Origin of the sequence: Acinetobacter lactucae, assembly GCF_013122135.1 — a bacterium.
GTDB classification, from domain to species: Bacteria; Pseudomonadota; Gammaproteobacteria; order Pseudomonadales; family Moraxellaceae; genus Acinetobacter; species Acinetobacter lactucae.
In genome coordinates this window covers 2,274,644-2,295,961 of the sequence record NZ_CP053391.1, presented here as the reverse complement: position 1 = coordinate 2,295,961, position 21,318 = coordinate 2,274,644, and the positions used below count along the sequence as shown (strand labels likewise).

Sequence of the window (21,318 nt, the reverse complement as noted above, 5' to 3'; positions counted from 1 at the left end):
GACAATTTCTCCTTAAATCCAAGCATGGCGGGCAGGGAAATGACCATTAAGGTAATAATTGCCAATGGCGTGTAATTTCCAGCGGACAGGGTCGTGTAAAGTATGTACACGGGCATTTCGCCAATGTTGATCTAAATTGTGTTGGCTTAAACTTGAACGGCTACCGCCCAGTTCTAGCAACTTTTCAGAAATTTGTAGGGCAGCATCATTAGCATAGACTTTTGCTTCTGCGACTAAAATTGAAGCTTTTGCTACTTGTTCGTCAGTCACCGTTTGAAGTTGATCAAGTTCATCTAAATACTCAGCAGCTTCATCAAGCAGTAAAATTGCAGCATCGAGCAAAATATTTAACTTGCCTACTTCTTGCAGGGTGTAATGTTCAAAGCTGGCTTTTTCAACATTTGCATCAATAATTGGGCGTGCTTTATGAATAGTCGATAAAGTATCTTCAAAAGCAGCTTCAGCGATGCCTACATCAATTGCCACTTGTAATAACTGAGAATAGGCACCCCGATAGGTTGAGGTTTGCGTCAATAATCGCTCATCAAAAATAAGTTCAGGATTAACTTCAACTTGATTTAATTTAACTGTACCGCTCGCTGTAGTACGTTGACCAAATCCATTCCAGTCATTAATAACTTCAATGCCTTGAGCATCTCGATTAACAATCACTAAAACGACATGACCTTCGGGATGAATCGCTTTAATTGCGAGCCAATGTGCGAAACTGGTACCTGTCGAATAAAACTTTTCGCCATTTAAAATATATTTGCCGTTTTCAACAGTAAGAGTAGTTTTTAAGGTTTTTGAGTCATGAGTATTTCGTTCGGGGCCACCGTTGGCAAGACGTTTACCGGCTAATATTTCTGAAAAGATAAATTGTTTTTGTTGTTCTGTGCCCATGATTTCGATCAGGTTTAACAGGCTAATCTGATTTTGTGGAATCTGACCAACATTCGCATCACCTTTACTCAAAATACGGAAAACTTGAGCCAAAGTTTTATTGGAAACAAAAGCTCCGCCGTATTTCTTTGCAATGCGAATTCCGCCTAAACCTTTTTGGCTAAAGCTTTCAATTTGCTCATGCGGTAATAAGCGTTGTTGATCACGTGTATTACGACCCTCTAAAGCAAAATCAGCTACTTGATAAGCAGCATTAATTGCTTGTTGATCATTTTGAATGATTTGGACGTATGCCGTCGTTTTAGATAGAGAATTAGACATAATGACACCTTGTATTGCTATCATTACCTTACAAAAGAAATATTTTTCCACTAAACGAGGACTTATGCTCAGCTTATGAATAAAAATGCAAAGCACTTTTTTTGATTTTTAATAGATAAATAGAGATATAGAAATATATTAAAAATCAATAAATTATGATTTTTATTTGTAAAATGAATAACTAAAAGAGTTTTAATATGAAAAAGAGCTATAAGTACGGTAAAAAAAGATATAAAAAATATAGACCTAACTGTCAGTGAAAAATGAGCACAATATCCATTGTTTTAACTAAAAATAGCTTCTAAAGTATCTACTTACCATCGACCATTTTTGTACAAATAGTCAAATAAAAATAAACGTGGAGATTTTATGCGGGTTTTGTATCAGTTTCCTTTGTCACATTATTGTGAAAAAGCTCGCTGGTTGTTAGACCATAAAGAACTTGATTATGTGGCTCATAACTTAATTCCAGGGTTCCATCGTGCTTTTGCACAACTCAAAACAGGCCAGAATTTACTGCCTATTTTGAAAGATGATCATCAATGGATTGCTGAATCGACTAAAATTGCACTTTATCTGGATGATACCTATCCGGAGCATTCACTGTTACGTCGTGATGAACAATTAAGACAGCAAACATTAAAAATTGATAGTTTGGCTGATGAGTTAGGTATTCATGTCCGTCGTTGGGCTTTAGCACACACCTTGGCACATGGAGATCATGCTTTAGAAATTATGATGGGTGAACAAGGTTATTTACGCCAGTTTGAAAAAATATCGAAGCCATTCCTCAAAACACTGGTAAAGAAAAACTATAAACTTGAAGAGGAGTTAGTCAACCAGTCAAAAGAGCGTATGGATGAACTTATCAATGAACTCAATAACTGCTTAATCGAAAATCAGGCACGTTATATGGTGGGCGATCGTTTAAGTCTTGCTGATATTTCTGTATGTTCTATGCTTGCTCCTTTATTGGAAATAAAGGGTACGCCGTGGGAACGTGAAGAGGCTGAAGATGTTTCGGAAGAATGGAATAATTATCAGCAAAATTTACTCGATTTACCCCTAGGTCAGTATGTTTTAAGAATATATCAAACTGAACGTAATGCGCGTGTAGATTGGCGTGGAATTTAAAGTTATAAAATGCCCTGAGAAAATCGGGGCTTTTTTAATCATTGATAATTGATTTAATTATATAGACATTACTATCAAGTTTCTAAATGATTTTTATTAGATCATTTGTTTATATTATTTTGCTACCTAAAATACTTTTTACGATATAAATTTAAATTTACCTAAATAACTAATAATTTTAATTTTTATGATTTTTTGGAAAATACAATTTTTTTAAACATTGTTTTTAGCCAAAGTTAAGCCACTTTATTGTGCGTGTGTTTACATTGTAATCAATAATTGCCACATTTAAGTGTAAATAGATGAGCTTAATAATAGACAGAAGATTAAAACATAGATTAAAGTAGAAACATGTGAGCAGTTTTAAAGGTATTAATTCTGCAAAACAGATTGAATAAAATAAGTGAAGCAAATGGATGTGCCTGACTTGGAAAAGTTGGCTCGATAATTGCAATTTAATAATAAATCACTCTATTGCTCTATATGAATGATTCTATAGATAAATAGAGAGAATGATCATCAAGGAGTTCTTATGAAACGTTCTGCAACCTCTCTCATTATTTCAACAGTTATGCTTTGTACGGTTGGCGCTACTTCTCAAATTCAAGCAGCAGATACATTAGCTAAAATTAAAAGTACCGGAAAAATCGTCATTGGTCATCGAGAATCCTCAGATCCAATTTCATATGTTGTTGCAGGTAAACCAGTAGGTTATGCAGTCGATATCTGTAACCAGTTTGCAAATGAAATTAAAAAAGAATTGAAAATGCCTGGCTTAAAAGTTGAATATAAGGCAGTAACTTCATCAACACGTATTCCTGAGCTTTTGGCAGGCAATATTGATATGGAATGTGGTACGACTACAAACTCTAAACAACGTCAGCAACAAGTCGGTTTCTCAACAAACTACTATGCGACAGAAGTGCGTATGGCGGTTAAAGCCACCTCTGGTATTAAGAGTTTGGCAGACTTAAATGGTAAAGCAGTTGTTACCACTCAAGGCACTACATCTGACAAATACATCAAGATGAATGAAAAAGGTCAGGCTGTTAATGTTCAAAATATTTATGGTAAAGATCATGCTGACTCTTTTGCCATGATGGCATCTGGTCGTGCTGCTGCATTTGTAATGGATGATAATATTTTAGCAGGCTTGATTGCGAAGTCTTCTACACCTAAAGCTTTTGCAATTGTGGGTCCGGTACTTTCATCTGAACCTTATGGCATTATGCTTGCTAAAGATGATCCAAAATTTAAAGCAGTTGCAGATCGTACTGTAAATAATCTCTGGAAAACTGGTCAAATGGACGCTTTATATAAGAAGTGGTTCTTATCACCAATTCCACCAAAAAACACTAATTTGAACATGCAACAAAGTTCATCTTATAAGAAATTAAAAGCTCGCCCAACAGATGCAGGAATCTAACTGGATCTTTTTGTCCTAAATTTACTTGTGTAAGTGTAAAGATGCATTTGCACAAGTGGTCTATTTTCTAAAGATATTAATTTAAGGGGCAAACATGTCAGTCGGCTCACTAAACTGGACTATATTCTGTGCGGAGTCTAATGAATATGGTGTCGATAAAGCCGCATGGGCAGAATCAGTTTGTAAAGCTATTGGTAGCTCAAGCTACAATGCTTATGCTGAGGCACCCACATGGTTACAAATGTTAGGTTCAGGCGTGTTCACTATGATTTGGACAGCTGTTATAGCCTTTCTTATCGCATTTTTATTAGGTTCTCTCCTAGGGGTAATTCGTACATTACCCAACAAACCTCTCGCATTTATCGGCAATTGTTACGTTGAAATTTTCCGTAATATTCCACTTATTGTGCAACTATTCTTCTGGGCCTTTGTTTTTCCGGAGTTTTTACCGGACAGCTTAAGTGCAGGTAGTGGGGATGTAGTTGCTGGTGGTTGGTGGAAAAATATTTTAAATCAGCAACCTGCGGTTATTGGTGTTTTTGCATTAGGTCTTTACACGGCTGCTCGGGTATCTGAGCACATACGTGCCGGAATTAATACCGTTTCTCGTGGACAGAAGTTTGCGGCTTCCGCTATGGGTTTTACGACAGCACAAAGTTATCGTTATGTCATTTTACCAGTTGCATATCGCACTGTATGGCCAACGATTACCTCTGAAGCAATGAACGTTTTCAAAAACTCAGCTGTTTTATATGCGTTGAGTGTTTTGAATTTCTTTGCTTACACGAAAACTATGCGTGAAGAAACTTCTCAGGACATCATCATTCTTATTCTCTCAACACCTGTTTATTTGATTATCACTTATAGCATTAAGTTTTTGATGGCATGGATTGAGAAACGAATGGCTGTACCTGGCTTAGGTTCAGGAGGGAAGTAATTATGGATTTTTCTTTATTACAAAATCCTGATGTGATTGCAGCACTTAAAGAAGGTTTCATTTTTACGCTTACCGTAACGGTATTAGCAATGATGGGCGGTATCCTTATCGGAACCCCATTGGCAATGATGCGTTTATCTAGCAATGCTATCGCAAGTAATTTTGCAAAATTTTATGTTGATCTGTTTCGTGGTATTCCACTGATTCAGGTGATCTTTATCTTCTACTTTTTGTTGCCGAAAATATTTGAGTTTCAATCTGATACATATTGGGGGCCGTTGTTTTCCAGTGTTGTTACTTTTGCTATTTTTGAAGCAGCCTTTTTCTCGGAAATTGTACGTTCTGGAATTCAGTCTATTTCAAAAGGTCAGGTACATGCAGGCTATGCGCTAGGTTTTACCTATGGGCAATCAATGCGATATGTCGTTTTACCTCAAGCTTTCCGTAACATGCTCCCAGTATTGTTAACTCAAACAATCATTCTATTTCAGGACATCTCTTTAGTTTATGTCATTAGTGCACCAGACTTTTTAGGTCGTGCAGATACATTGGCTAATACCTATGGACCTGAAACGAAAGCAACATTCTATTTAATCGTCGCTGTAGTGTATTTCTGTAGCTCGTTTGTGCTGTCTCATTTAGTCAAACGCTTACAGCAAAAAATTGCCATCATTCGCTAATTGGAGATTTTAAATGCCAATGATAGACATCCAACATATCTCTAAATGGTATGGTGATTTTCAGGTTTTAACAGATTGCACGACGAGTATTGAAAAAGGTGATGTCGTTGTTGTTTGCGGACCATCTGGTTCAGGAAAATCAACACTCATCAAAACAGTAAATGCTTTAGAGCCATTTCAACAAGGTGACATTATTGTTGATGGGATTTCGCTTAAAGATCCAAAAACAGATCTTGCTAAATTCCGTTCGCGAGTAGGAATGGTCTTTCAGCACTTTGAACTTTTTCCACACATGACTGTTTTGGAAAATTTGACGATTGCTCAAGTTAAAGTGTTAAAGCGTTCAGTTGCAGATGCTCGTGCAAAAGGTTTGAAATATTTAGAGCGTGTAGGTTTACTTGCTCATAAAGATAAATTTCCGGGTCAGTTGTCGGGTGGTCAGCAGCAACGTGTAGCGATTGCGCGTGGCTTGTCTATGGACCCAATCTGTATGTTGTTTGATGAACCCACTTCTGCACTTGATCCTGAGATGGTGGGTGAGGTTCTTGAAGTTATGGTGCAACTTGCACATGAAGGCATGACCATGATGTGTGTTACCCATGAAATGGGCTTTGCTAAAAGAGTATCTAATCGATTAATTTTTATGGATGAAGGTAAAATTTTAGAAGACTGCCCAACGCATGAATTCTTTGATAATTTAGAAGCTCGTCATGAACGCGCTAAATTGTTCTTAGAAAAAATTCAGGCGATGCATTAATACCTCTAATAAAAAAAGAGCCTTTAAAGGCTCTTTTTTTATCTAATTCTTAGAAGTTATATTTTGCTAAGAGATTGATACGAGAATAGTCTCCCTTATCACCTGCAAAAGTTTCACGCTGGCCATATGTGTATTCTGCACCTAAATCAATATTTTTAACTGGATTCCAGATTAAATTGACCAAAGCATTATAAATTTCTTTGTTATAGCTGGTGCTGGTTAAATTGCTATTTGCATAGACACTATCATCTTTATATTGAATACCGCCTATAGCAAAAGTAGAGCGGAGAATAGGGCTCCATTTTCGTTGATACCCAATCACTGCACTATCAAATTCACCTAAATTAATGTCTTGTGTTGTTGTGTCATAAGCATAAGCAGAATTGCTATAAGATAAATATCGACCATCTCCTTTAACATGATAATAGTTAGCTACTAAACTATCTTGAGGCGTTAAATCATATTTGCCCCCAACACCTACACCCCAACCAAATTTTTCTTCAGATGAGCTATCTTTTGGAGCCACTCGATTTTCATGCGCAAGCCCATGTAACTGTAATAAGCCTCTATTATTTGTAGTTTTAAAGTCATAGCGTGTAGTTAGAGCAGGGAAGCGACTGCCTCCTGCGGCATTACTTACTTTTTCAACATCGCCACCTTCTAGAGCAATTAATATTTTTTGCTGTGCATTGATTGGTTGAGTATATCGGACTTGTACAGTACGAGTGGTTCCTGTTCCGACTGCACCAGTAAAGTCTAGTGTTTCTGGTGATGTATCGGTATTTACAAAAGGTGAAGTTGTTTGGCCTGCTAACCATTTACCTAATGACATATAGGCATGGCGAACACGGAAGGTACCATTACCATTATCGCCGTTTCCACCCATGAAATCGGCTTCAATTTTACCTGTTAAATCTCCATACTGAGTTGGGCGAGTAATATCTAGACCAATCCGTGAAGTGGCAGCTGATACATTTAGTGAATCTTGTCTTGGGTCATCTTTATTTAAAGGATAGTTGGCTGCATTTGAAATACTACCATTTGAGCCTTTAAAGTCGTAGGTTGCATCTACTCGAACATTCCCATAAAGCTTAACTTGGGTTTGTCCATCTGCCATTGCCATCCAACCTGGCTTTGATGCTGGAGGCGTAGAAGACGTTGGTGCTGCGGGAATTGTTGCTGGAGCACTGACAGTTAAAGCTGTTTTTTGTTGATCAGATAGTTTCTGGATGAGTTGCTTTAACTCTTTTACTTCATCTCGTAAGGCATTAACTTCAGCATCTGTAGCGGCATGCACAGGCATTGTTACGCTCATTGCACCTAAAGAACTCATTGCTAACACTAATGTTTTGATCTTATTCACAGGAACTCCCCCGACATGGATAAAAATTTTCCTGCAAATACATAACAAAAATGATGCCAACTTTAAGAAACTTGGAAAACAAACAAATTTTGCTGATTACTTCCTTTCTAGCTTCAAATAGTAGTAAGAATAAGGATTTTACATAGATAATTCGGATTAAAGCATAAAGTTAACTCTCTAAAATGAACCGTACATGAAACTATTTGCACGTTTAAAAGGCATAAAAGAAATAAGTTTTATAAAAAAAAATTTAGCAGCCTTTAAACCTTTGTATTTTCAATGCAGAAGTGAAGGTATAGGGTATACTGTCTTTACTTTGAAATTCTGGCTGGAGATAAGGGTGGAGTTAGATCGTTTTGATAAACAAATTCTAGAAATTTTATCTCATGAAGACTTAAATTTGAATGAACTTTCAGAACGGATCAATCTGTCAGTCAGTTCTGTGCATCGCCGTATTAAGCACCTGATTGAAGCCAACATCATGGGACAGCTCAAAAGGGAAATTAATTTTAGTAAGCTTGGTTTTACTTTACATATTTTATTGCAAGTTTCACTGAGTAAACATGATAGTGAAACATTTGATAAGTTTCTGTCTGAAATAGAAGCAATTCCAGAAGTAACTAATGCATTCTTGGTAACAGGGCAAAGTGCCGATTTTATTTTGGAGCTTGTGGCACGCAACATGGATGACTACAGTGAAATTTTATTAAGACGTATTGGAAAAATCGACAACGTAGTTGCTTTGCATTCGAGCTTTGTCATTAAAGAATATAATGTATTTAATTGTTATAACTTGCTCAACAAACTATAAAAAAACGCACCAATTGGTGCGTTTTCTTTAATTCAAATGTTTGATTTTAAGCATCAAGTTGAGCTAAAACTTCATCCGAGAATTCAACGTTGGTATAAACGTTTTGTACATCGTCAAGGTCTTCAAACATATCAATCATTTTAAGAATTTGTTTTGCTTGGTCAACATCTGTAATTTCAGCTTTTGTAGATGGACTCATCACAACTTCAGCGTTGTCAGATTTTAAACCAGCAGCAGCAAGAGCATCCTGAACTTCACCGAAAGTTTCTGGTGAAGTGATGACCAAGATAGCATCTTCAGAAACTTCAATATCTTCAGCGCCAGCTTCTAAAGCAACTTCCATGATTTTATCTTCTAAAGAAACATCTTCAAAAGTAATCTCACCACGTTTAGTAAATAGATAAGATACAGAACCCGCAGTTCCTAAGTTACCATTTGTTTTACTAAAACAGTGACGTACGTCTGGCACTGTACGGTTTAAGTTATCAGTCATTGTTTCAACAAGAACAGCAACCCCGCCAACCCCATAACCTTCGTAAGTTACTTCTTTTAAATCATCATTATCTTCACCACCAGCACCACGTTGGATTGCACGGTTAATGGTGTCACGTGTCATATTAACTGAGAGAGCTTTTTCTACTACTGCACGCAGACGAGGGTTGCTAGCAGGATCTCCACCACCAAGTTTGGCAGCAGTCACAATTTCACGAATATACTTAGTAAAAACTTTACCGCGACTTGCATCTTGTTTCGCTTTACGATGCTTAATATTGGCCCATTTAGAATGACCCGCCATGGACGTGAACTCCAAAAAAAGAAAATGCAAAAGTGCTGGAATATTAGCATAGGCTTGGTTTTGTTGAAAACTGTTGCCCTGCGTTTTGTTAGCCAATTGAATAAGAACAATAAGCTTAAGACCTAATGATTGAGATTAGGTCAAATTAATTCCCATTTGATTTAGTTAATTTTTACATCTATATCAAATTGAGCATATAGCTCTTTAATGGTTTCCAAGTCTTTTTGTAAATCAGTCGGATAAATTTTACCTAAAATCCCACCTTGTTTACTTCGAGCGTTTGCATACATTAAAACAATAGGAACATTGGCTGCTTTTGCAATATGCCAAAAACCTGTACGGATAGGCTTACGTTCAGAGCCATCTTTAGCACGAGTAGCTTCAGGAGCAATTACCAAGTTAAAGGTTTCATGTGATTGAAATTGTTCGACCATTTGTGAAACGATATCTTTACTTGCTTTACGGTCAACTGGAATACCACCGAGCTTTTCTAAAATTGGTTTAAGCGGACCCTTAAAAAGTTCTTTTTTTATTAAGGTATGAATTTTGATATCTAACATTTGGAAGAGGGCAATTGATAACACTGCATCTAGATTCGAAGTATGTTCAAAGCCAATAATAACTTGTTTTTTTTCAAGAATTTGAGGGTCTACATTGTAGGTCCAACCAACGGCTTTAAAAATAGAGTTACCTAGAAATTTTTTCATAGATCAGTGCAAGGTGATAAATTTTCAGGATTCTAATATGAGTTCGTAAAAAAGCCTAGAGAAATTATGAAAGCTAAAGTAAAGCACTAAAATTTAGAATTATCTCAGTTATAAAGTATTTGAAAATTTATTTTTTATTTTTTCTCAAATTTTTTATTAAAATAACAAGCTTTGATAATTTTAAATTAAAATACGTACTCGGGAATCTCTTCTGTAATTAAAAACTCAATATATTTCCAGATTTTTTCCGGGTTAATTAGATTTTTATCCGTAGTCCCATCAATAATCATACCATCTATAATAGAAATAATGATATGAATGAGAGGGGTAGGATTTTCTATACCTAATTGAGTAAGCTTTTCATCCAATAAATTAGTTAACCATTTTGTATATTCATAAAATGGTTCACGAATCGAAGTATATTGTTTAGATACTTCAATAAATGCTTTTTTAAATAAACATCCATTAAATGTTTCGCTATTGATCCAGTCCACATACCACTTGAAAATAATATGAATTTTTTCGAGTGGGTTGGCATCTTGATGTAAATTTAATTGTTCATTGATTGAATTCTGAATATTTATATTCCGATGTTGCAAACATTCCATAATTAAATTTTCCTTTGAAGGAAAATATTTATAAAAAGTCATTTTTGCAACATTTGATTCAGCAATAATACGGTCAACACCCGTAGCATTGTACCCAATCTGATTAAATAAATTTAAAGCAGTATTTATAATATCTTCTTTTTTTGACATTACTTTTCCATATAGTTAAAACTAATTATAACTTAATTTAAAATATTAAAATTTTATACAAATTATGATAATAAAAAACTGAATTTGATTCAAGTTGATATTGTGATAATGATTATCATTTATTTGTTTTTTTTGAAATTTTCTATTTGATTTCGCATGATTTTAATTCTAATATTAATTCATAATGGAATATGTTTAAATATTAATTTAAGTCATTGTTTTTATAAAAAATATGTAAACATCGATCAGGCTTCAATAAGTTTAATGAGAGCAGATATGCCTAAGAAATTTGAGAATTTTAATAATCCTAGAAAGAAAGCACTCGCAGGGATGAAACAAAGCATTTCAGCTGAATTATGGGAAAAAAATTCAAACTTTTTGACCCGTTTAAGAGCGAAAATTGCTGAGCATCCTGTATCCCATCATTCTGCAATTGATACTTTAAATAATGGAGAAATTAATAAAGAAGATTTAAAGAAAATTCATTTAGAGTATCGTCATGCAATTGTTCAAACATTCACCGATGCATTGCTCATGGCTCAATTCCAAACAAAACAATTAGAGCCAAGATTACATGCAGGTGCAAAAATGTATCCACGCTTTCTTTTGAGTTTAAATATTCTTGATGAGTTCGGATTCCGTCCGGGTTTAGATAAAGATGGTTACTATCAGGGAAATCCTGAATATGCTCATTATCCTCTATTTGAAGATATATTGAACGATTTCGGTATTACCGAACACGATCGTTTGACATATCAACCAACTGAAATTGCAGAGCAGGTTAGAGTATTTTTAGAAAATGCTTATGATGATTATAAAGCGGTTTCAGCATTATTAGCGGTTGCGGAGGAAGAGGTTATTCTTTACAGCCCACCGTTACGGAGAGCGACCAAAGCAGTAGGTTTGGATGTAGAAGGTGGTGGCTATTATCATGTACATGGTATCTCTGAGGATGAAAGCGCCGAAGCCGCAGATGATGATCATGAAGAAGATTTATGGTATGTCTTGATGCAAGCTTGTACAGAAGAAGATTATCACTATATCGAAAAGTTATGCTTAGAGTATTGTGATTTATGGGAAAAGTTTTGGGATACCCAATTAGAGCATACAGAACTTATGCGGAAGAAGATCTTAGCTTAAAACTACAAATCGGAATATTGAGTTTAAAAAACATCTTTTAAAGTAGTTAAAATTTTAAGATAAAATAAACTTTACAATTTGATAATTAAGTTTTGAATATTGTTTATAACGGTGAAATGAATATTATTTAAATAACCATTAAAAAACCCCATAAACTTTTAGTTTATGGGGTTCGTATTTGGTGGGCCCACACAGACTTGAACTGTGGACCAACGGATTATGAGTCCGCTGCTCTAACCAACTGAGCTATAGGCCCTATAAGTCAGAAAAGCTTTTAATCTCAAGGCCTTTCAGTGCGTGCAATACTAATCAATTTTTTAATTAAACACAAGTCATTTTCTAAAGTAGACGCATAGTAAACCTAAAAAATATTGTGTCATATTGGTTAATATTACAAGTGAAAGCGATTCTAGCTTATGTTTACTCCATGAGTAAAGCAAACTTAGTTATTTATCGATCAATTAGAACTTATTCCAGCAGTTTACCTTGGAACTGATTTGATTATTCTTAAAGTTTGCATCATTAACGTATATAAAATATCTTTTGTTTAAAGTGTGATCGTTTTATAAGCTATTAGATTGCAATGAATAGTATTGCGCTAGAATATTTAGCAAAAATACCTGACGATAAATATAAAGAAATATGGAGAAATAAAGTATAAAATTGATCTATAAGTGTTTAAATTTTGATTAATTTAAGATATAGAGTAGGGCGTTGTTATAAAATCATATTTATTGAAAAATATTATCTGTAATGATTAATTTATTAATATCTTAATTTGATTATTATAAATTTATAGAAAATTAATACTCTACTTAATTAGAAGGATTTAAGTAATATTCTTGTACTTCTTTAAACTAAATGTAATATTTAGGCTGTATAATAAAGTAATATGAAATTTTATTGGATTGAATAAGAAAGTTTAGAGTGGGATTGTAAAAATGATGAAATAAGAAAGTAATGAATGAAATAATCTCTAATATTGGGAGATAAATTTAATTAATGTTGAAATATACTATTTATATTTAATTTATTTGTCGTATTTTACTCAAAAGAGAAAGCGTAAGGATGAGAAGGAAGTATGTATTTTTTATGCGAAACCTAAAGTGTGATTGTGTTCACAACAATACAAATATTTGTATCTTATGAATTTTATTCTTGACTAAAACACTTGGTTTTAATAAAGTATAAGTGTATTTTTTACCTAATAAATATTATTGCTTAATCCTGAAATACAGTAAGAAGCCTACTTTTGAGTAGGCTTTTTGCTTTTAGTAATATTGATAGATATAGCACAGAGTAATAAACTCAAGCTTCAAAAAATTAAATTTAACTATAATTGAAATTATAAAAGGTATTTATAGATTTTCAAAAATAGTATATAAAAAATTATAAATTTTCTTGAATAATTTGAATTAGCTCTCGAGCTGCTTTAGGTAAAGGGCGGTCTTGGAGCCAAATTAAATAAATAGATAGGGGTAAATGATTTTTTGTATTTTTAAAATCTAAAAGCACTAAGTGACCTTGATCAATTTTTTCTTGTACTAAAGATAAAGGAAAATTCCCCCAACCAAGACCTGCTTCAACCATATTAATTGCTGTTTGTAGACTATTCGTTTTCCAGTACATTGCACCAATAATTGAACGGGGATCTGTCATTTCATGTTCACTACTCGCCACAACAATTTGTCTAATATTAATTAATTCTTCAATAGAAAATTGTTTTGTTTTTTCTTGTAGAAAGGTATGGTTAGAAGAGATAGTAGCAACAACTGTTTCAGTCATTACCAATTGTAAATTTTCTCGCATTTTTATATTAAGGTCTGAACCCGCTAAGCAAAGACTAATTTGCTCCGTATAAAGTAAATTAACGATGTCATCTTGAGGAGCGGTAATAACTTCTATATTCAGTAAGGGAAATTTATCGGCTAATTTTTTTATTGAATAAAATAATAATTTTGTATTTACGTCTGAGACCACACCAATACGTAATTTACTTTCAAGTCCTAAAGACAGTTCGTGAGCATGAGTACTAAATAGCTTAAGTTGTTCAGAAATAATTCTTGCTTGAGGTTCCAACGCTAATGCTGTAGCGGTTGGAATGACCTTGCGAGGAGTCCTTTCAAATAAGGTGTAACCCAATTCTGCTTCTAAATTAGCAACCGCCATACTTACTGCTGAGGGGACGCGATTTAATTTACGAGCGGCCGCAGAGAAAGAGCCTGTATCGAGTACAGTTATGAAAAGTTCAATATTTTCACTATTAAAATTCATTTTGATATCAGTTCAACTGAAAGCTATTAACTTTATATATGATTTTGACTGAAATTAAAATATAAAGAATTAAGCAGAGTTTGTTGATTATGCAAGGTATAAAGCGTCGAATTGTATATGTATCTTCTTACGAAGTAATCGGAATGATTATTTCATCAGTCGGGTTAGCGATTTTGGCAGGTGATAGTGTCGAACATACAGGACCACTCTCTGTCATGATTACGACCATCGCTGTGACTTGGAATTTTATCTACAATATTTTATATGAGAAGTGGGAAGCTAGACAAAGCAGTCATATCCGTACCGTTAAACGTAGAGTAGGGCATGCTATTGGTTTTCAGTTTACTTTAGTTCTATTTTTGATACCTCTTATTTCATGGTGGATGGATATTTCTCTGATTGAAGCTTTCTGGTTAGATGTAGCCTTTATTATCATTATTCCTATTTATACTTTTATATTTAATTGGAGCTTTGATAAGTTATTTGGTTTGCCTATTTCGGCACAGGCCAAAGCACTACAAGAATAGTCATTAAATCATAACGATAAGCTATCAAAGGATTTGACATTGATAGCTTATCTTGGGGCATTATTTGATTTGATCAATCACTAACTGTTTTGAAAACTTGAGTTGAGCTTTCTTAGCTAAAATGTAGTAAATCAATGCAGTAGAGATAAGACCTACAAGCCACGACAAATCGATTCCACCTAACATTGCTGCAATTTGTCCCGTATAAAATTTACTATCAATAAAGGGTAGTTGAATCAAAATACCTAGAAAGTAACAGGTAATCCCAATCCGATTCCAGCGGCCATACTTCCCATTTGGATCATAGAGTGCTTCTACGTCACATTCTTCTTTAGAGATAAAGTAGTAATCAACAAGATTAATCGCACTCCACGGGATAAAAAAGGTGAGTAAAAACAAAATAAAAGCTTTAAAGGCGCTTAAAAAAGTATGTTCACCTATAATTGCAATAAAGGTCGAGACTACAACCATAGCAAGAACAATGAGTAATCTTGTTATTTTTGAGATTTGATGAGTCGATTTGAAACTATTCCAAATCGTAGCAATGCACATAAAACTACCATAGGCGTTTAAAGTCGTCAGAGTGACTTTCCCAAAAGCAATACTAAAATATAAAAACGTCACGACGAGGGCAATTGGATTCATACCAACAACGTATTGAATTTCATTTCCGACAAAATTGCCGTTTGCAACCTGAGCAATTAAAACACCTAAGCTCATAGAAATTTGTGAGCCAATTAAAGAACCTAATCCGACAGCCCAAAAAACACGAGATGAAGATGTCTTAGTTGGAAGATATCGAGAATAGTCTGCAACATAGGGACCAAAAGAGATTTGCCAAGAAGCAGAAAGTGAAACAGCTAACAAGAATGAAGACCAGCTGAAATGACGTACTGCTAAGAGTTCAGAAAAATCAGACAGTGCGAAGATATGAGTCAAAATAATCACAAAAGCAATCAGACCAATAATACTGGCTACTTTTCCTACTAAGTGAATTAAACGGTATCCAATTGTTGCGAATAAAATGATTAAACTTGCATAAATTAAGATACCAGTTGTATTACTGACATGTGCTAAATGTGCAATTGCTTTACCGGCTAATACTTCTCCAGTTGCGGTAAAGCCAATATACATGAGGCAAACGAGTATGATTGGAATACACGCGCCATAAACCCCAAATTGCACACGGCTTGAAATCATTTGAGGGAGGCCAAGTTTAGGACCTTGGGCAGCATGCAATGCCATGACAGCTGCACCAAAACATTGTCCTACGAATAAACCAATAATAGACCAAAAAACATCACCACCTAACACAACGGCTAGTGCACCAGTCACAATGGCTGTGATTTGTAAATTGGCACCAAACCATAAGGTGAATTGAGCAAACACACCTCCGTGTCTTTCATTTTCAGGAATAAAATCAATGCTTCGGTTTTCTATAAAACTACTATTAGGTTTCCCAGACGATGAGTCCATTTCACTCTCCTTATCCTTTAAGAGCCATCCTATTCTTATTTATCCATATTTGTATAATCAAATATAAACATGTATATACAAGTAATTTTAAGAAGAATCAAATATTTTTTGAAGTATAGGATGTTAAAGTTTAGGTAAATAATTCATAGATAAAAAGAAAAAGTATTTGACTGATTTTTTTAAATTAAGTGATGAAAGAATAATATATGAAAAAAGCCCTCTGCTGAGGGCTCTGTTTTATGCATTTGCGTCTAAAACAAGTTGGAAATAAGACGGAAGTTCAGAAAATTGTACCAGTTGGGTCTTATCTTCTTGCTTAAAATAATACTGATAATTTGGTGTGTCTAAATGGTTATCTAGATATTGTGTTGCATCTGTGAACTGTGCTTTTGCAATTGGCTTATCTTTCTTGCATTTAATAATAACAGGATTTACGGAGTTTAATTTTACAGGAACACCATTTTCAAATTTAGCAGTTTCAATGAGTAAAGAAATTTTGAAATCTCCGAAGGTTACACAAAAGTGTCCTCCATTTTCTGTCTTAATTTCTTGGTCTGAGAAAAGATCTTTAAATAAATTCTTTAGAGATTCTCTGTGCTTATCTAGAGCAATTTGAAACTCATGATCACGCTGCTCGATCTTTTCTTGCTCTTCTTGGAGCAATTTTGCTTGCTTTTCAATTGTTGTAAAATCCAGCTTCATTTTAATATCTCCTTTGGTTGTTTTAAAACTATATATGGCAATCTTTTATTAAGTTTTAAAGAAACATACAGTATTTGTTACAACGGAATAATTAAGATGAGCTTTTGTATAAGCCATAACAAATGTAAGAATATATTTTGAAAATATAAGAAATTAAAGAGATTATAGTTAGATAATGTTTATTTTATATTTGAAAATGCCGCTACATATGAATGATGAATTTTTAATGTAGCAGCATATTTCTTATTTTGTACAATGTTTTGCCATAAGTGGAGTACTTTTAATTTTTAAAAGACCACCACTACTCATCACACCAAGCATCACTAGAGCTGTTCCTATCAATTGCCAGATATTGAGCGTATGTCCAGTAAGTAGAGCAATTATCATACTAAACACAGGGACAAAGTTAAAAAAGACAGAAGCACGGCCAGCACCTAACTTTTGTATGCCATTAAACCAGAATAAATAAGCAATCATGGTAGAGCAGATCACGACATATCCCATCGCTAAATGTGCATTTACTGGTGCAGATGCGATGGCTGAGTGAGGATCTTCAAATATTACACTCAATAAACCCAGTGTTATTGCCCCAAATATCATAGAAAAAGTTGTTGTTTCTAATGGGGTAGCATTTTTTACATAACGACGAGACAGCACATTTGCTAGGCAGAATCCAAATGCACCCAATAATATAAATAGATCTCCAATGTCTATTTTTAGGTGAAGTAAAGTCGTTATATGTCCCTGACTAATCACCAGTAACACGCCACTTAAGCCGAATAAAACACCTAAGAATTTATTAGTGGTAAGTTTTTCACCATCTAAAATAATTGTCATTAACAGGGTCATTAATGGGGTGGTTGCCATAATCAAAGCACCATTAACAGCTGATGTTGTTTGTAGCCCGTAAAAACAGCCTATGTTGAAGCCTGCAATTCCGATAATACCAATAATAAGATAGATAATTAGATTCTGTTTTAAGGCTGTCCATCTAAGCTGCCCCGTTATTGAGAAAATTATAAGCAAACTTAGACTTGCAATCGAAAACCGTTCAGATGCTGCAGATAACGGGGGCATATGTTGAATAATATAAGACATTGCATTAAATGCTGATCCCCAAAAAAACATGGTTAAGACAACACCAGCATAGGCATAAGCCACCGTTCTGTTCATGGACAGACTCCAATTAAGAAAGGTTTATTCTCGGTAAATATATAAAGGTGTACAATTCCATATTAATACACTTCTAATGTGAAAATTTGCACAATGATTGATTGGGAAAATTTGCATTACTTTTCAGTTTTTACCGAAGAAAAGTCACTTTCCGGTGCTGCCAGAAAATTGGGCGTAGACCATGCAACTGTATCCAGAAGAATTGCTCAACTAGAACAAAATTTAAAACTTAAATTAGTTGACCGTAGACCACGCACCTACATTCTAACTCCTGATGGCGAACGACTTGCACAGGTGGTTGCACGGATGATGGAAGAAACTTTTTCGATCGAACGTTTAATTCAGGCAGGTCAGCAAGAAGTCATGGGAAGTGTTTCTATTAGCATGCCTCCTTTAACTGCGGCACATCTCATTATGCCTTACCTAGGTAAGTTTTATCGTGATTATCCGCAATTAAAATTGCGGGTGCTTGGCGATGTTCATTATGTTTCTTTGCAACATAGCGAGGCTGATATTGCGGTAAGGTTTGGACGTCCTAAAGATGAAAATTTAGTAGCTCGCAAAGTTGGTGAAATTCCTTTTGGAATATATGCGGGTCCAAATTATTTGGCTTCAACAGAACCCGAAAATTATGAATGGGTTAGTGTAGATGTAGGAGGAGTACATGGACAAAAACAGCAGAAGCTAAAAGAAAGATTAAACCATAAAGAACCAATAATGATTACTAACCATCCTGAGTTGCAATGGAGAGCTGCATGTGGAGAAGTTGGGTTAGCGGTTTTACCTGATTTTTTAGGAGCTTTTAGCAACTTGGTTAGATTACAAGATGATTATCCAATGAGTGCTGAAATCTGGTTAGTTACACACGAAGATTTAAGACATAGTCCAGCTATCCGAGTCGTAATGGATTTTCTTGTGTCTTGCTTTGAGCCTTATAAAGTTTAATCTGTTAACAACGATCCATTGATATAAAAGCTGCTGGAATCCACAGCTTTTATATTTCGATAGATATTTAAGCCAAACTCACTTCTATTCCTTTACGTAAATTAGATTGGTCCTGTTTAGATTTTAAATCAATCTTGGCATACGATTTGGCAAGTATGCGTCGAGCAGCAAAATTAATCGGTTTTTCTAACAACTTTGGTAATTTGATACCTAAAGGATTGGTTTCAGTTTGAGACACTTCTGTCGTGACTCTAGTTCCCATAATATAGTCAAACCAAGGTTTGGTAACGCACCAGTTAGCATTTTGATTGCTCGTCATATGATGATCATAGTGCCAAGGGATACGTTTCTTTGCATATTCTGGGTCTAAATGAGCCTTTGAATGTACACGCCAATAATTCCATAGGCCATAATAAAGCCCGGCAGTAAAAAAGGGTGCTACAGGTAAAAAAATAGTAGCGGCCCCAGCTAACCCAAGCAGAGCTGTTTTTTCGTTATACATTTCAGCATTTTTAAACATTGATTCGGCATAACCTTCATCTTGAAAGCTATTTAAACGAGCTCGTTTATGATGCGCGATATGGGTGAAAAAAGGACTATTACGGTACTGACTTGGATATTCATGTAACCAAACTTTATGAAAGTACCATTCAAGACCATTTGCAACAAAAATACCTACAGGGAGTCCGAGCATATTAATTACTTCTCATCAATTACAATTTAAAGCCATTCTAAAAGAAGGAAGTTTTATCTCTTTGACCTAATAGGCAGCAGAATAATTGCCTTTAGAATCAATTTGACTATTTTTGTTTACGCTGGCGATATGCGCTTGGAGTTTCACCAGTCCAACGTTTAAAAGCCCGTGTAAATGCTGAGGGTTCAGAAAAACCGGTCAAATAAACAATCTGATCCATAGTTTCTTGGGTGTGTGCTAGCAAGCGTCTAGCAAGTTTTTCCCGATGTTGGTTTAAAATTTTCTCATAATTGGTATTTATTGCTTGTAAATCAGCACGCAAGGTACGTGGGTTACGATTTAATTTTTCAGCAATAAATGTTTGATCGAATTCTCTCGATTCGAGTAACCCATTGCTGAGTAAGCGCTCAATTTCATAAACAAGTTGATGCTTTTCTAAAGTTGATAGTTGTTGTTCAGCAATTGTTTCATGAATTTTTAATAATTCAGGTTCAGCTGCTGGTGATGTTTTATTTAATAAAGCACTAGGAAAAATTATAGCGCCTTGGTTTTTATTTAAAATTACGGGACAATTCCAAGCTTCTTGATAAGCGCTAGCTGAAGCACCTTGTTGATAAGATAAGGTAATTTGACTAGGTCTAAACTCGTTATTTGTAATATATTTAAAAAAATTAAGAAAAATACCAATTCCACACTCAAGGTAATGTCTTACGGGATGTTCAAAACCAGATAATATTGCTTCATCTTCTTTAACTGTTAATTTTAGGTCAAATACATCGGTTAGAAGGGCCTGATACCTTAAAGCACGTTGTAAACCTTCTCCAAAAGTAGAACTACTTAAAAATAAATATTCAATGACTAAGCCTCTAAAAGCAGGCATTTGACTGCCTACATGTAAGCCAATATCTGGATCTTTACTTATTTGTTCAGCAGCTTTCCAGAATCTCTCTTGAGTAGAATTATTTCTACGAACATTTTTATCTGGTGGCTGATTGGGTAAATTAACACTTGCAAATATAGATGCGGCATCTAAACCCATCTGTTGCATAGTCTGATAGGTCATCCACAAAAAAATTCCAGCATCAGAAGAACTTTTAGACATATTTTTGTTGTAACTACCCAGCAAATTATAGGAGGCATTCAACCATGATTTCATGGTTAATACGATATCCTTGGAGTTTATATTTAAGGATCAGGGAAGATACCTGCATCTTCACGTGCTTGTTTTAAGGCTAATGTGAAAGATAGCAATAAAAGTAAGCCTATGAAAAACAGAAAAAAATCAAGTTTACTAATTGCATACCCTATGCTCAAGGCTCCTAGACTTAATAATATAATACATAAAATTTTCCAAAAAATGAGCATGTTACGTTCTAGTGAAAAGCCTAAGATCTTGTTTGTAATTGAAGGGGATTTCTAAATTTATTTATGTTTTTTTTATTATAAATTATGTAATTCTTTATAATTTTATAAAATTCATTTTTATTGAAGTTATGAAATTAAAATAAATTATTTTTAGGTAATGTGAATTCGGTTCTTTCAAATTTTCTTAAAATTAAGTTTTTATTAATTAATAGAATGATAATTCTTTAGAAACACTATAGAATAGGGGATTAAAAAATAAATTTATTTTTTAATCAATATAAAACAATATGTTAGTATACTTTATTGAATTTTTATTAAAAAAAAGACTTGATTTTTAAGCTGAATTTTGGAATTATAGTTATGCAAATTGTGATCTATTTCCCACAATTTGTATTTCAGGTTAAGTGGTTATCACTAATGCTCATTTGC

At 34.4% G+C, this 21,318-nt stretch carries 21 protein-coding genes and 1 tRNA gene; 9 read left to right on the top strand and 13 right to left on the bottom strand.

All coding sequences use genetic code 11. The features are described from left to right. Positions 1 to 12 precede the first annotated feature (12 nt). Positions 13 to 1,248, bottom strand: coding sequence for an SfnB family sulfur acquisition oxidoreductase (locus HLV59_RS10695; RefSeq protein WP_171429917.1), 1,236 nt, complete (start codon positions 1,246 to 1,248; stop codon positions 13 to 15). 345 nt (positions 1,249 to 1,593) lie between these two features. Between HLV59_RS10695 and HLV59_RS10690 the strand changes: the two genes are divergently transcribed. From HLV59_RS10690 to HLV59_RS10670, 5 genes are all read left to right on the top strand, one after another. After that, on the top strand, positions 1,594 to 2,358 hold the full coding sequence (locus HLV59_RS10690; protein ID WP_016145030.1) for a glutathione S-transferase family protein: 765 nt from the start codon (positions 1,594 to 1,596) through the stop codon (positions 2,356 to 2,358). Positions 2,359 to 2,890: 532 nt separating this feature from the next. Beyond that, positions 2,891 to 3,784, top strand: a complete 894-nt coding sequence (locus tag HLV59_RS10685; RefSeq protein WP_016145031.1) for an amino acid ABC transporter substrate-binding protein — start codon at positions 2,891 to 2,893, stop codon at positions 3,782 to 3,784. A gap of 94 nt (positions 3,785 to 3,878) precedes the next feature. Beyond that, positions 3,879 to 4,721: an amino acid ABC transporter permease gene (locus tag HLV59_RS10680; protein ID WP_016145032.1), complete on the top strand. Its 843-nt coding sequence runs from the start codon at positions 3,879 to 3,881 to the stop codon at positions 4,719 to 4,721. 2 nt (positions 4,722 to 4,723) lie between these two features. After that, entirely contained in the window at positions 4,724 to 5,401 is a 678-nt protein-coding gene (locus HLV59_RS10675) for an amino acid ABC transporter permease (RefSeq protein ID WP_016145033.1), read from the top strand. A 13-nt stretch (positions 5,402 to 5,414) separates the two neighbouring features. Next, positions 5,415 to 6,158, top strand: coding sequence for an amino acid ABC transporter ATP-binding protein (locus HLV59_RS10670; protein WP_002114298.1), 744 nt, complete (start codon positions 5,415 to 5,417; stop codon positions 6,156 to 6,158). 49 nt (positions 6,159 to 6,207) lie between these two features. On the opposite strand, the gene HLV59_RS10665 is transcribed toward HLV59_RS10670, so the two are convergent. Continuing rightward, complete coding sequence (locus HLV59_RS10665) at positions 6,208 to 7,521, bottom strand: DcaP family trimeric outer membrane transporter (RefSeq protein ID WP_216606717.1); 1,314 nt, start codon at positions 7,519 to 7,521, stop codon at positions 6,208 to 6,210. Positions 7,522 to 7,861: 340 nt separating this feature from the next. On the opposite strand from HLV59_RS10665, the gene HLV59_RS10660 reads away from it, so the two are divergent. After that, on the top strand, positions 7,862 to 8,332 hold the full coding sequence (locus HLV59_RS10660) for an Lrp/AsnC family transcriptional regulator (RefSeq protein WP_002050132.1): 471 nt from the start codon (positions 7,862 to 7,864) through the stop codon (positions 8,330 to 8,332). Between the two features lie 46 nt (positions 8,333 to 8,378). On the opposite strand, the gene HLV59_RS10655 is transcribed toward HLV59_RS10660, so the two are convergent. The 3 genes from HLV59_RS10655 to HLV59_RS10645 all read right to left on the bottom strand — a co-directional run bounded on the left by HLV59_RS10655 (position 8,379) and on the right by HLV59_RS10645 (position 10,593). Further along, positions 8,379 to 9,128, bottom strand: coding sequence for a YebC/PmpR family DNA-binding transcriptional regulator (locus HLV59_RS10655; protein ID WP_016145035.1), 750 nt, complete (start codon positions 9,126 to 9,128; stop codon positions 8,379 to 8,381). A 161-nt stretch (positions 9,129 to 9,289) separates the two neighbouring features. Further along, positions 9,290 to 9,835, bottom strand: coding sequence for a 1-acyl-sn-glycerol-3-phosphate acyltransferase (locus HLV59_RS10650; RefSeq protein ID WP_016145036.1), 546 nt, complete (start codon positions 9,833 to 9,835; stop codon positions 9,290 to 9,292). Positions 9,836 to 10,020: 185 nt separating this feature from the next. Then, complete coding sequence (locus HLV59_RS10645) at positions 10,021 to 10,593, bottom strand: TetR/AcrR family transcriptional regulator (RefSeq protein ID WP_016145037.1); 573 nt, start codon at positions 10,591 to 10,593, stop codon at positions 10,021 to 10,023. 276 nt (positions 10,594 to 10,869) lie between these two features. Between HLV59_RS10645 and HLV59_RS10640 the strand changes: the two genes are divergently transcribed. Beyond that, positions 10,870 to 11,733: an iron-containing redox enzyme family protein gene (locus tag HLV59_RS10640; protein WP_215901730.1), complete on the top strand. Its 864-nt coding sequence runs from the start codon at positions 10,870 to 10,872 to the stop codon at positions 11,731 to 11,733. A 179-nt stretch (positions 11,734 to 11,912) separates the two neighbouring features. On the opposite strand, the gene HLV59_RS10635 is transcribed toward HLV59_RS10640, so the two are convergent. Both HLV59_RS10635 and HLV59_RS10630 read right to left on the bottom strand, forming a co-directional pair. After that, a tRNA-Ile gene (locus tag HLV59_RS10635) sits at positions 11,913 to 11,989 on the bottom strand. 1,133 nt (positions 11,990 to 13,122) lie between these two features. Then, positions 13,123 to 14,007, bottom strand: a complete 885-nt coding sequence (locus HLV59_RS10630) for a LysR family transcriptional regulator (RefSeq protein WP_016145039.1) — start codon at positions 14,005 to 14,007, stop codon at positions 13,123 to 13,125. Between the two features lie 89 nt (positions 14,008 to 14,096). Between HLV59_RS10630 and HLV59_RS10625 the strand changes: the two genes are divergently transcribed. Next, positions 14,097 to 14,534: a PACE efflux transporter gene (locus HLV59_RS10625; protein WP_057105963.1), complete on the top strand. Its 438-nt coding sequence runs from the start codon at positions 14,097 to 14,099 to the stop codon at positions 14,532 to 14,534. Positions 14,535 to 14,594: 60 nt separating this feature from the next. Here HLV59_RS10625 and HLV59_RS10620 read toward each other — a convergent pair whose 3' ends face one another. The 3 genes from HLV59_RS10620 to HLV59_RS10610 all read right to left on the bottom strand — a co-directional run bounded on the left by HLV59_RS10620 (position 14,595) and on the right by HLV59_RS10610 (position 17,885). After that, positions 14,595 to 16,010 carry a purine-cytosine permease family protein gene (locus tag HLV59_RS10620; protein WP_151748672.1) on the bottom strand — a complete coding sequence of 472 codons (1,416 nt, stop codon included), beginning with the start codon at positions 16,008 to 16,010 and terminating at the stop codon, positions 14,595 to 14,597. A gap of 237 nt (positions 16,011 to 16,247) precedes the next feature. After that, positions 16,248 to 16,712, bottom strand: a complete 465-nt coding sequence (locus HLV59_RS10615; protein ID WP_016145042.1) for a hypothetical protein — start codon at positions 16,710 to 16,712, stop codon at positions 16,248 to 16,250. Between the two features lie 243 nt (positions 16,713 to 16,955). Beyond that, the gene (locus tag HLV59_RS10610) at positions 16,956 to 17,885 is read right to left on the bottom strand and encodes a DMT family transporter (RefSeq protein WP_031948112.1); all 930 of its coding nucleotides are present in this window, start codon (positions 17,883 to 17,885) and stop codon (positions 16,956 to 16,958) included. Between the two features lie 93 nt (positions 17,886 to 17,978). Here HLV59_RS10610 and HLV59_RS10605 point away from each other — a divergent pair, with 93 nt between their 5' ends. Then, positions 17,979 to 18,830, top strand: coding sequence for a LysR family transcriptional regulator (locus HLV59_RS10605; protein WP_171429916.1), 852 nt, complete (start codon positions 17,979 to 17,981; stop codon positions 18,828 to 18,830). Between the two features lie 67 nt (positions 18,831 to 18,897). Here the strand turns inward: HLV59_RS10605 and HLV59_RS10600 are convergent, their stop codons facing one another. The 3 genes from HLV59_RS10600 to HLV59_RS10590 form a co-directional block, all read right to left on the bottom strand. Beyond that, entirely contained in the window at positions 18,898 to 19,524 is a 627-nt protein-coding gene (locus tag HLV59_RS10600) for a sterol desaturase family protein (RefSeq protein WP_016145045.1), read from the bottom strand. Between the two features lie 106 nt (positions 19,525 to 19,630). Next, positions 19,631 to 20,626 (bottom strand): AraC family transcriptional regulator, encoded by a 996-nt coding sequence (locus HLV59_RS10595; protein WP_025470595.1) that lies wholly within the window; start codon positions 20,624 to 20,626, stop codon positions 19,631 to 19,633. A gap of 83 nt (positions 20,627 to 20,709) precedes the next feature. Beyond that, the gene (locus tag HLV59_RS10590) at positions 20,710 to 20,889 is read right to left on the bottom strand and encodes a hypothetical protein (protein WP_016145047.1); all 180 of its coding nucleotides are present in this window, start codon (positions 20,887 to 20,889) and stop codon (positions 20,710 to 20,712) included. Between the last annotated feature and the right edge of the window lie 429 nt (positions 20,890 to 21,318).

Coding starts and splice junctions, on each gene's coding strand:
- HLV59_RS10645 (WP_016145037.1), bottom strand. CDS start 10,593: ATGTCAAAAAAAGAAGATATTATAAATACTGCTTTAAATTTATTTAAT.
- HLV59_RS10675 (WP_016145033.1), top strand. CDS start 4,724: ATGGATTTTTCTTTATTACAAAATCCTGATGTGATTGCAGCACTTAAA.
- HLV59_RS10640 (WP_215901730.1), top strand. CDS start 10,870: ATGCCTAAGAAATTTGAGAATTTTAATAATCCTAGAAAGAAAGCACTC.
- HLV59_RS10680 (WP_016145032.1), top strand. CDS start 3,879: ATGTCAGTCGGCTCACTAAACTGGACTATATTCTGTGCGGAGTCTAAT.
- HLV59_RS10690 (WP_016145030.1), top strand. CDS start 1,594: ATGCGGGTTTTGTATCAGTTTCCTTTGTCACATTATTGTGAAAAAGCT.
- HLV59_RS10620 (WP_151748672.1), bottom strand. CDS start 16,010: ATGGACTCATCGTCTGGGAAACCTAATAGTAGTTTTATAGAAAACCGA.
- HLV59_RS10600 (WP_016145045.1), bottom strand. CDS start 19,524: ATGCTCGGACTCCCTGTAGGTATTTTTGTTGCAAATGGTCTTGAATGG.
- HLV59_RS10595 (WP_025470595.1), bottom strand. CDS start 20,626: ATGTCTAAAAGTTCTTCTGATGCTGGAATTTTTTTGTGGATGACCTAT.
- HLV59_RS10630 (WP_016145039.1), bottom strand. CDS start 14,007: ATGAATTTTAATAGTGAAAATATTGAACTTTTCATAACTGTACTCGAT.
- HLV59_RS10605 (WP_171429916.1), top strand. CDS start 17,979: ATGATTGATTGGGAAAATTTGCATTACTTTTCAGTTTTTACCGAAGAA.
- HLV59_RS10685 (WP_016145031.1), top strand. CDS start 2,891: ATGAAACGTTCTGCAACCTCTCTCATTATTTCAACAGTTATGCTTTGT.
- HLV59_RS10615 (WP_016145042.1), bottom strand. CDS start 16,712: ATGAAGCTGGATTTTACAACAATTGAAAAGCAAGCAAAATTGCTCCAA.
- HLV59_RS10670 (WP_002114298.1), top strand. CDS start 5,415: ATGCCAATGATAGACATCCAACATATCTCTAAATGGTATGGTGATTTT.
- HLV59_RS10590 (WP_016145047.1), bottom strand. CDS start 20,889: ATGCTCATTTTTTGGAAAATTTTATGTATTATATTATTAAGTCTAGGA.
- HLV59_RS10650 (WP_016145036.1), bottom strand. CDS start 9,835: ATGAAAAAATTTCTAGGTAACTCTATTTTTAAAGCCGTTGGTTGGACC.
- HLV59_RS10655 (WP_016145035.1), bottom strand. CDS start 9,128: ATGGCGGGTCATTCTAAATGGGCCAATATTAAGCATCGTAAAGCGAAA.
- HLV59_RS10625 (WP_057105963.1), top strand. CDS start 14,097: ATGCAAGGTATAAAGCGTCGAATTGTATATGTATCTTCTTACGAAGTA.
- HLV59_RS10610 (WP_031948112.1), bottom strand. CDS start 17,885: ATGAACAGAACGGTGGCTTATGCCTATGCTGGTGTTGTCTTAACCATG.
- HLV59_RS10695 (WP_171429917.1), bottom strand. CDS start 1,248: ATGATAGCAATACAAGGTGTCATTATGTCTAATTCTCTATCTAAAACG.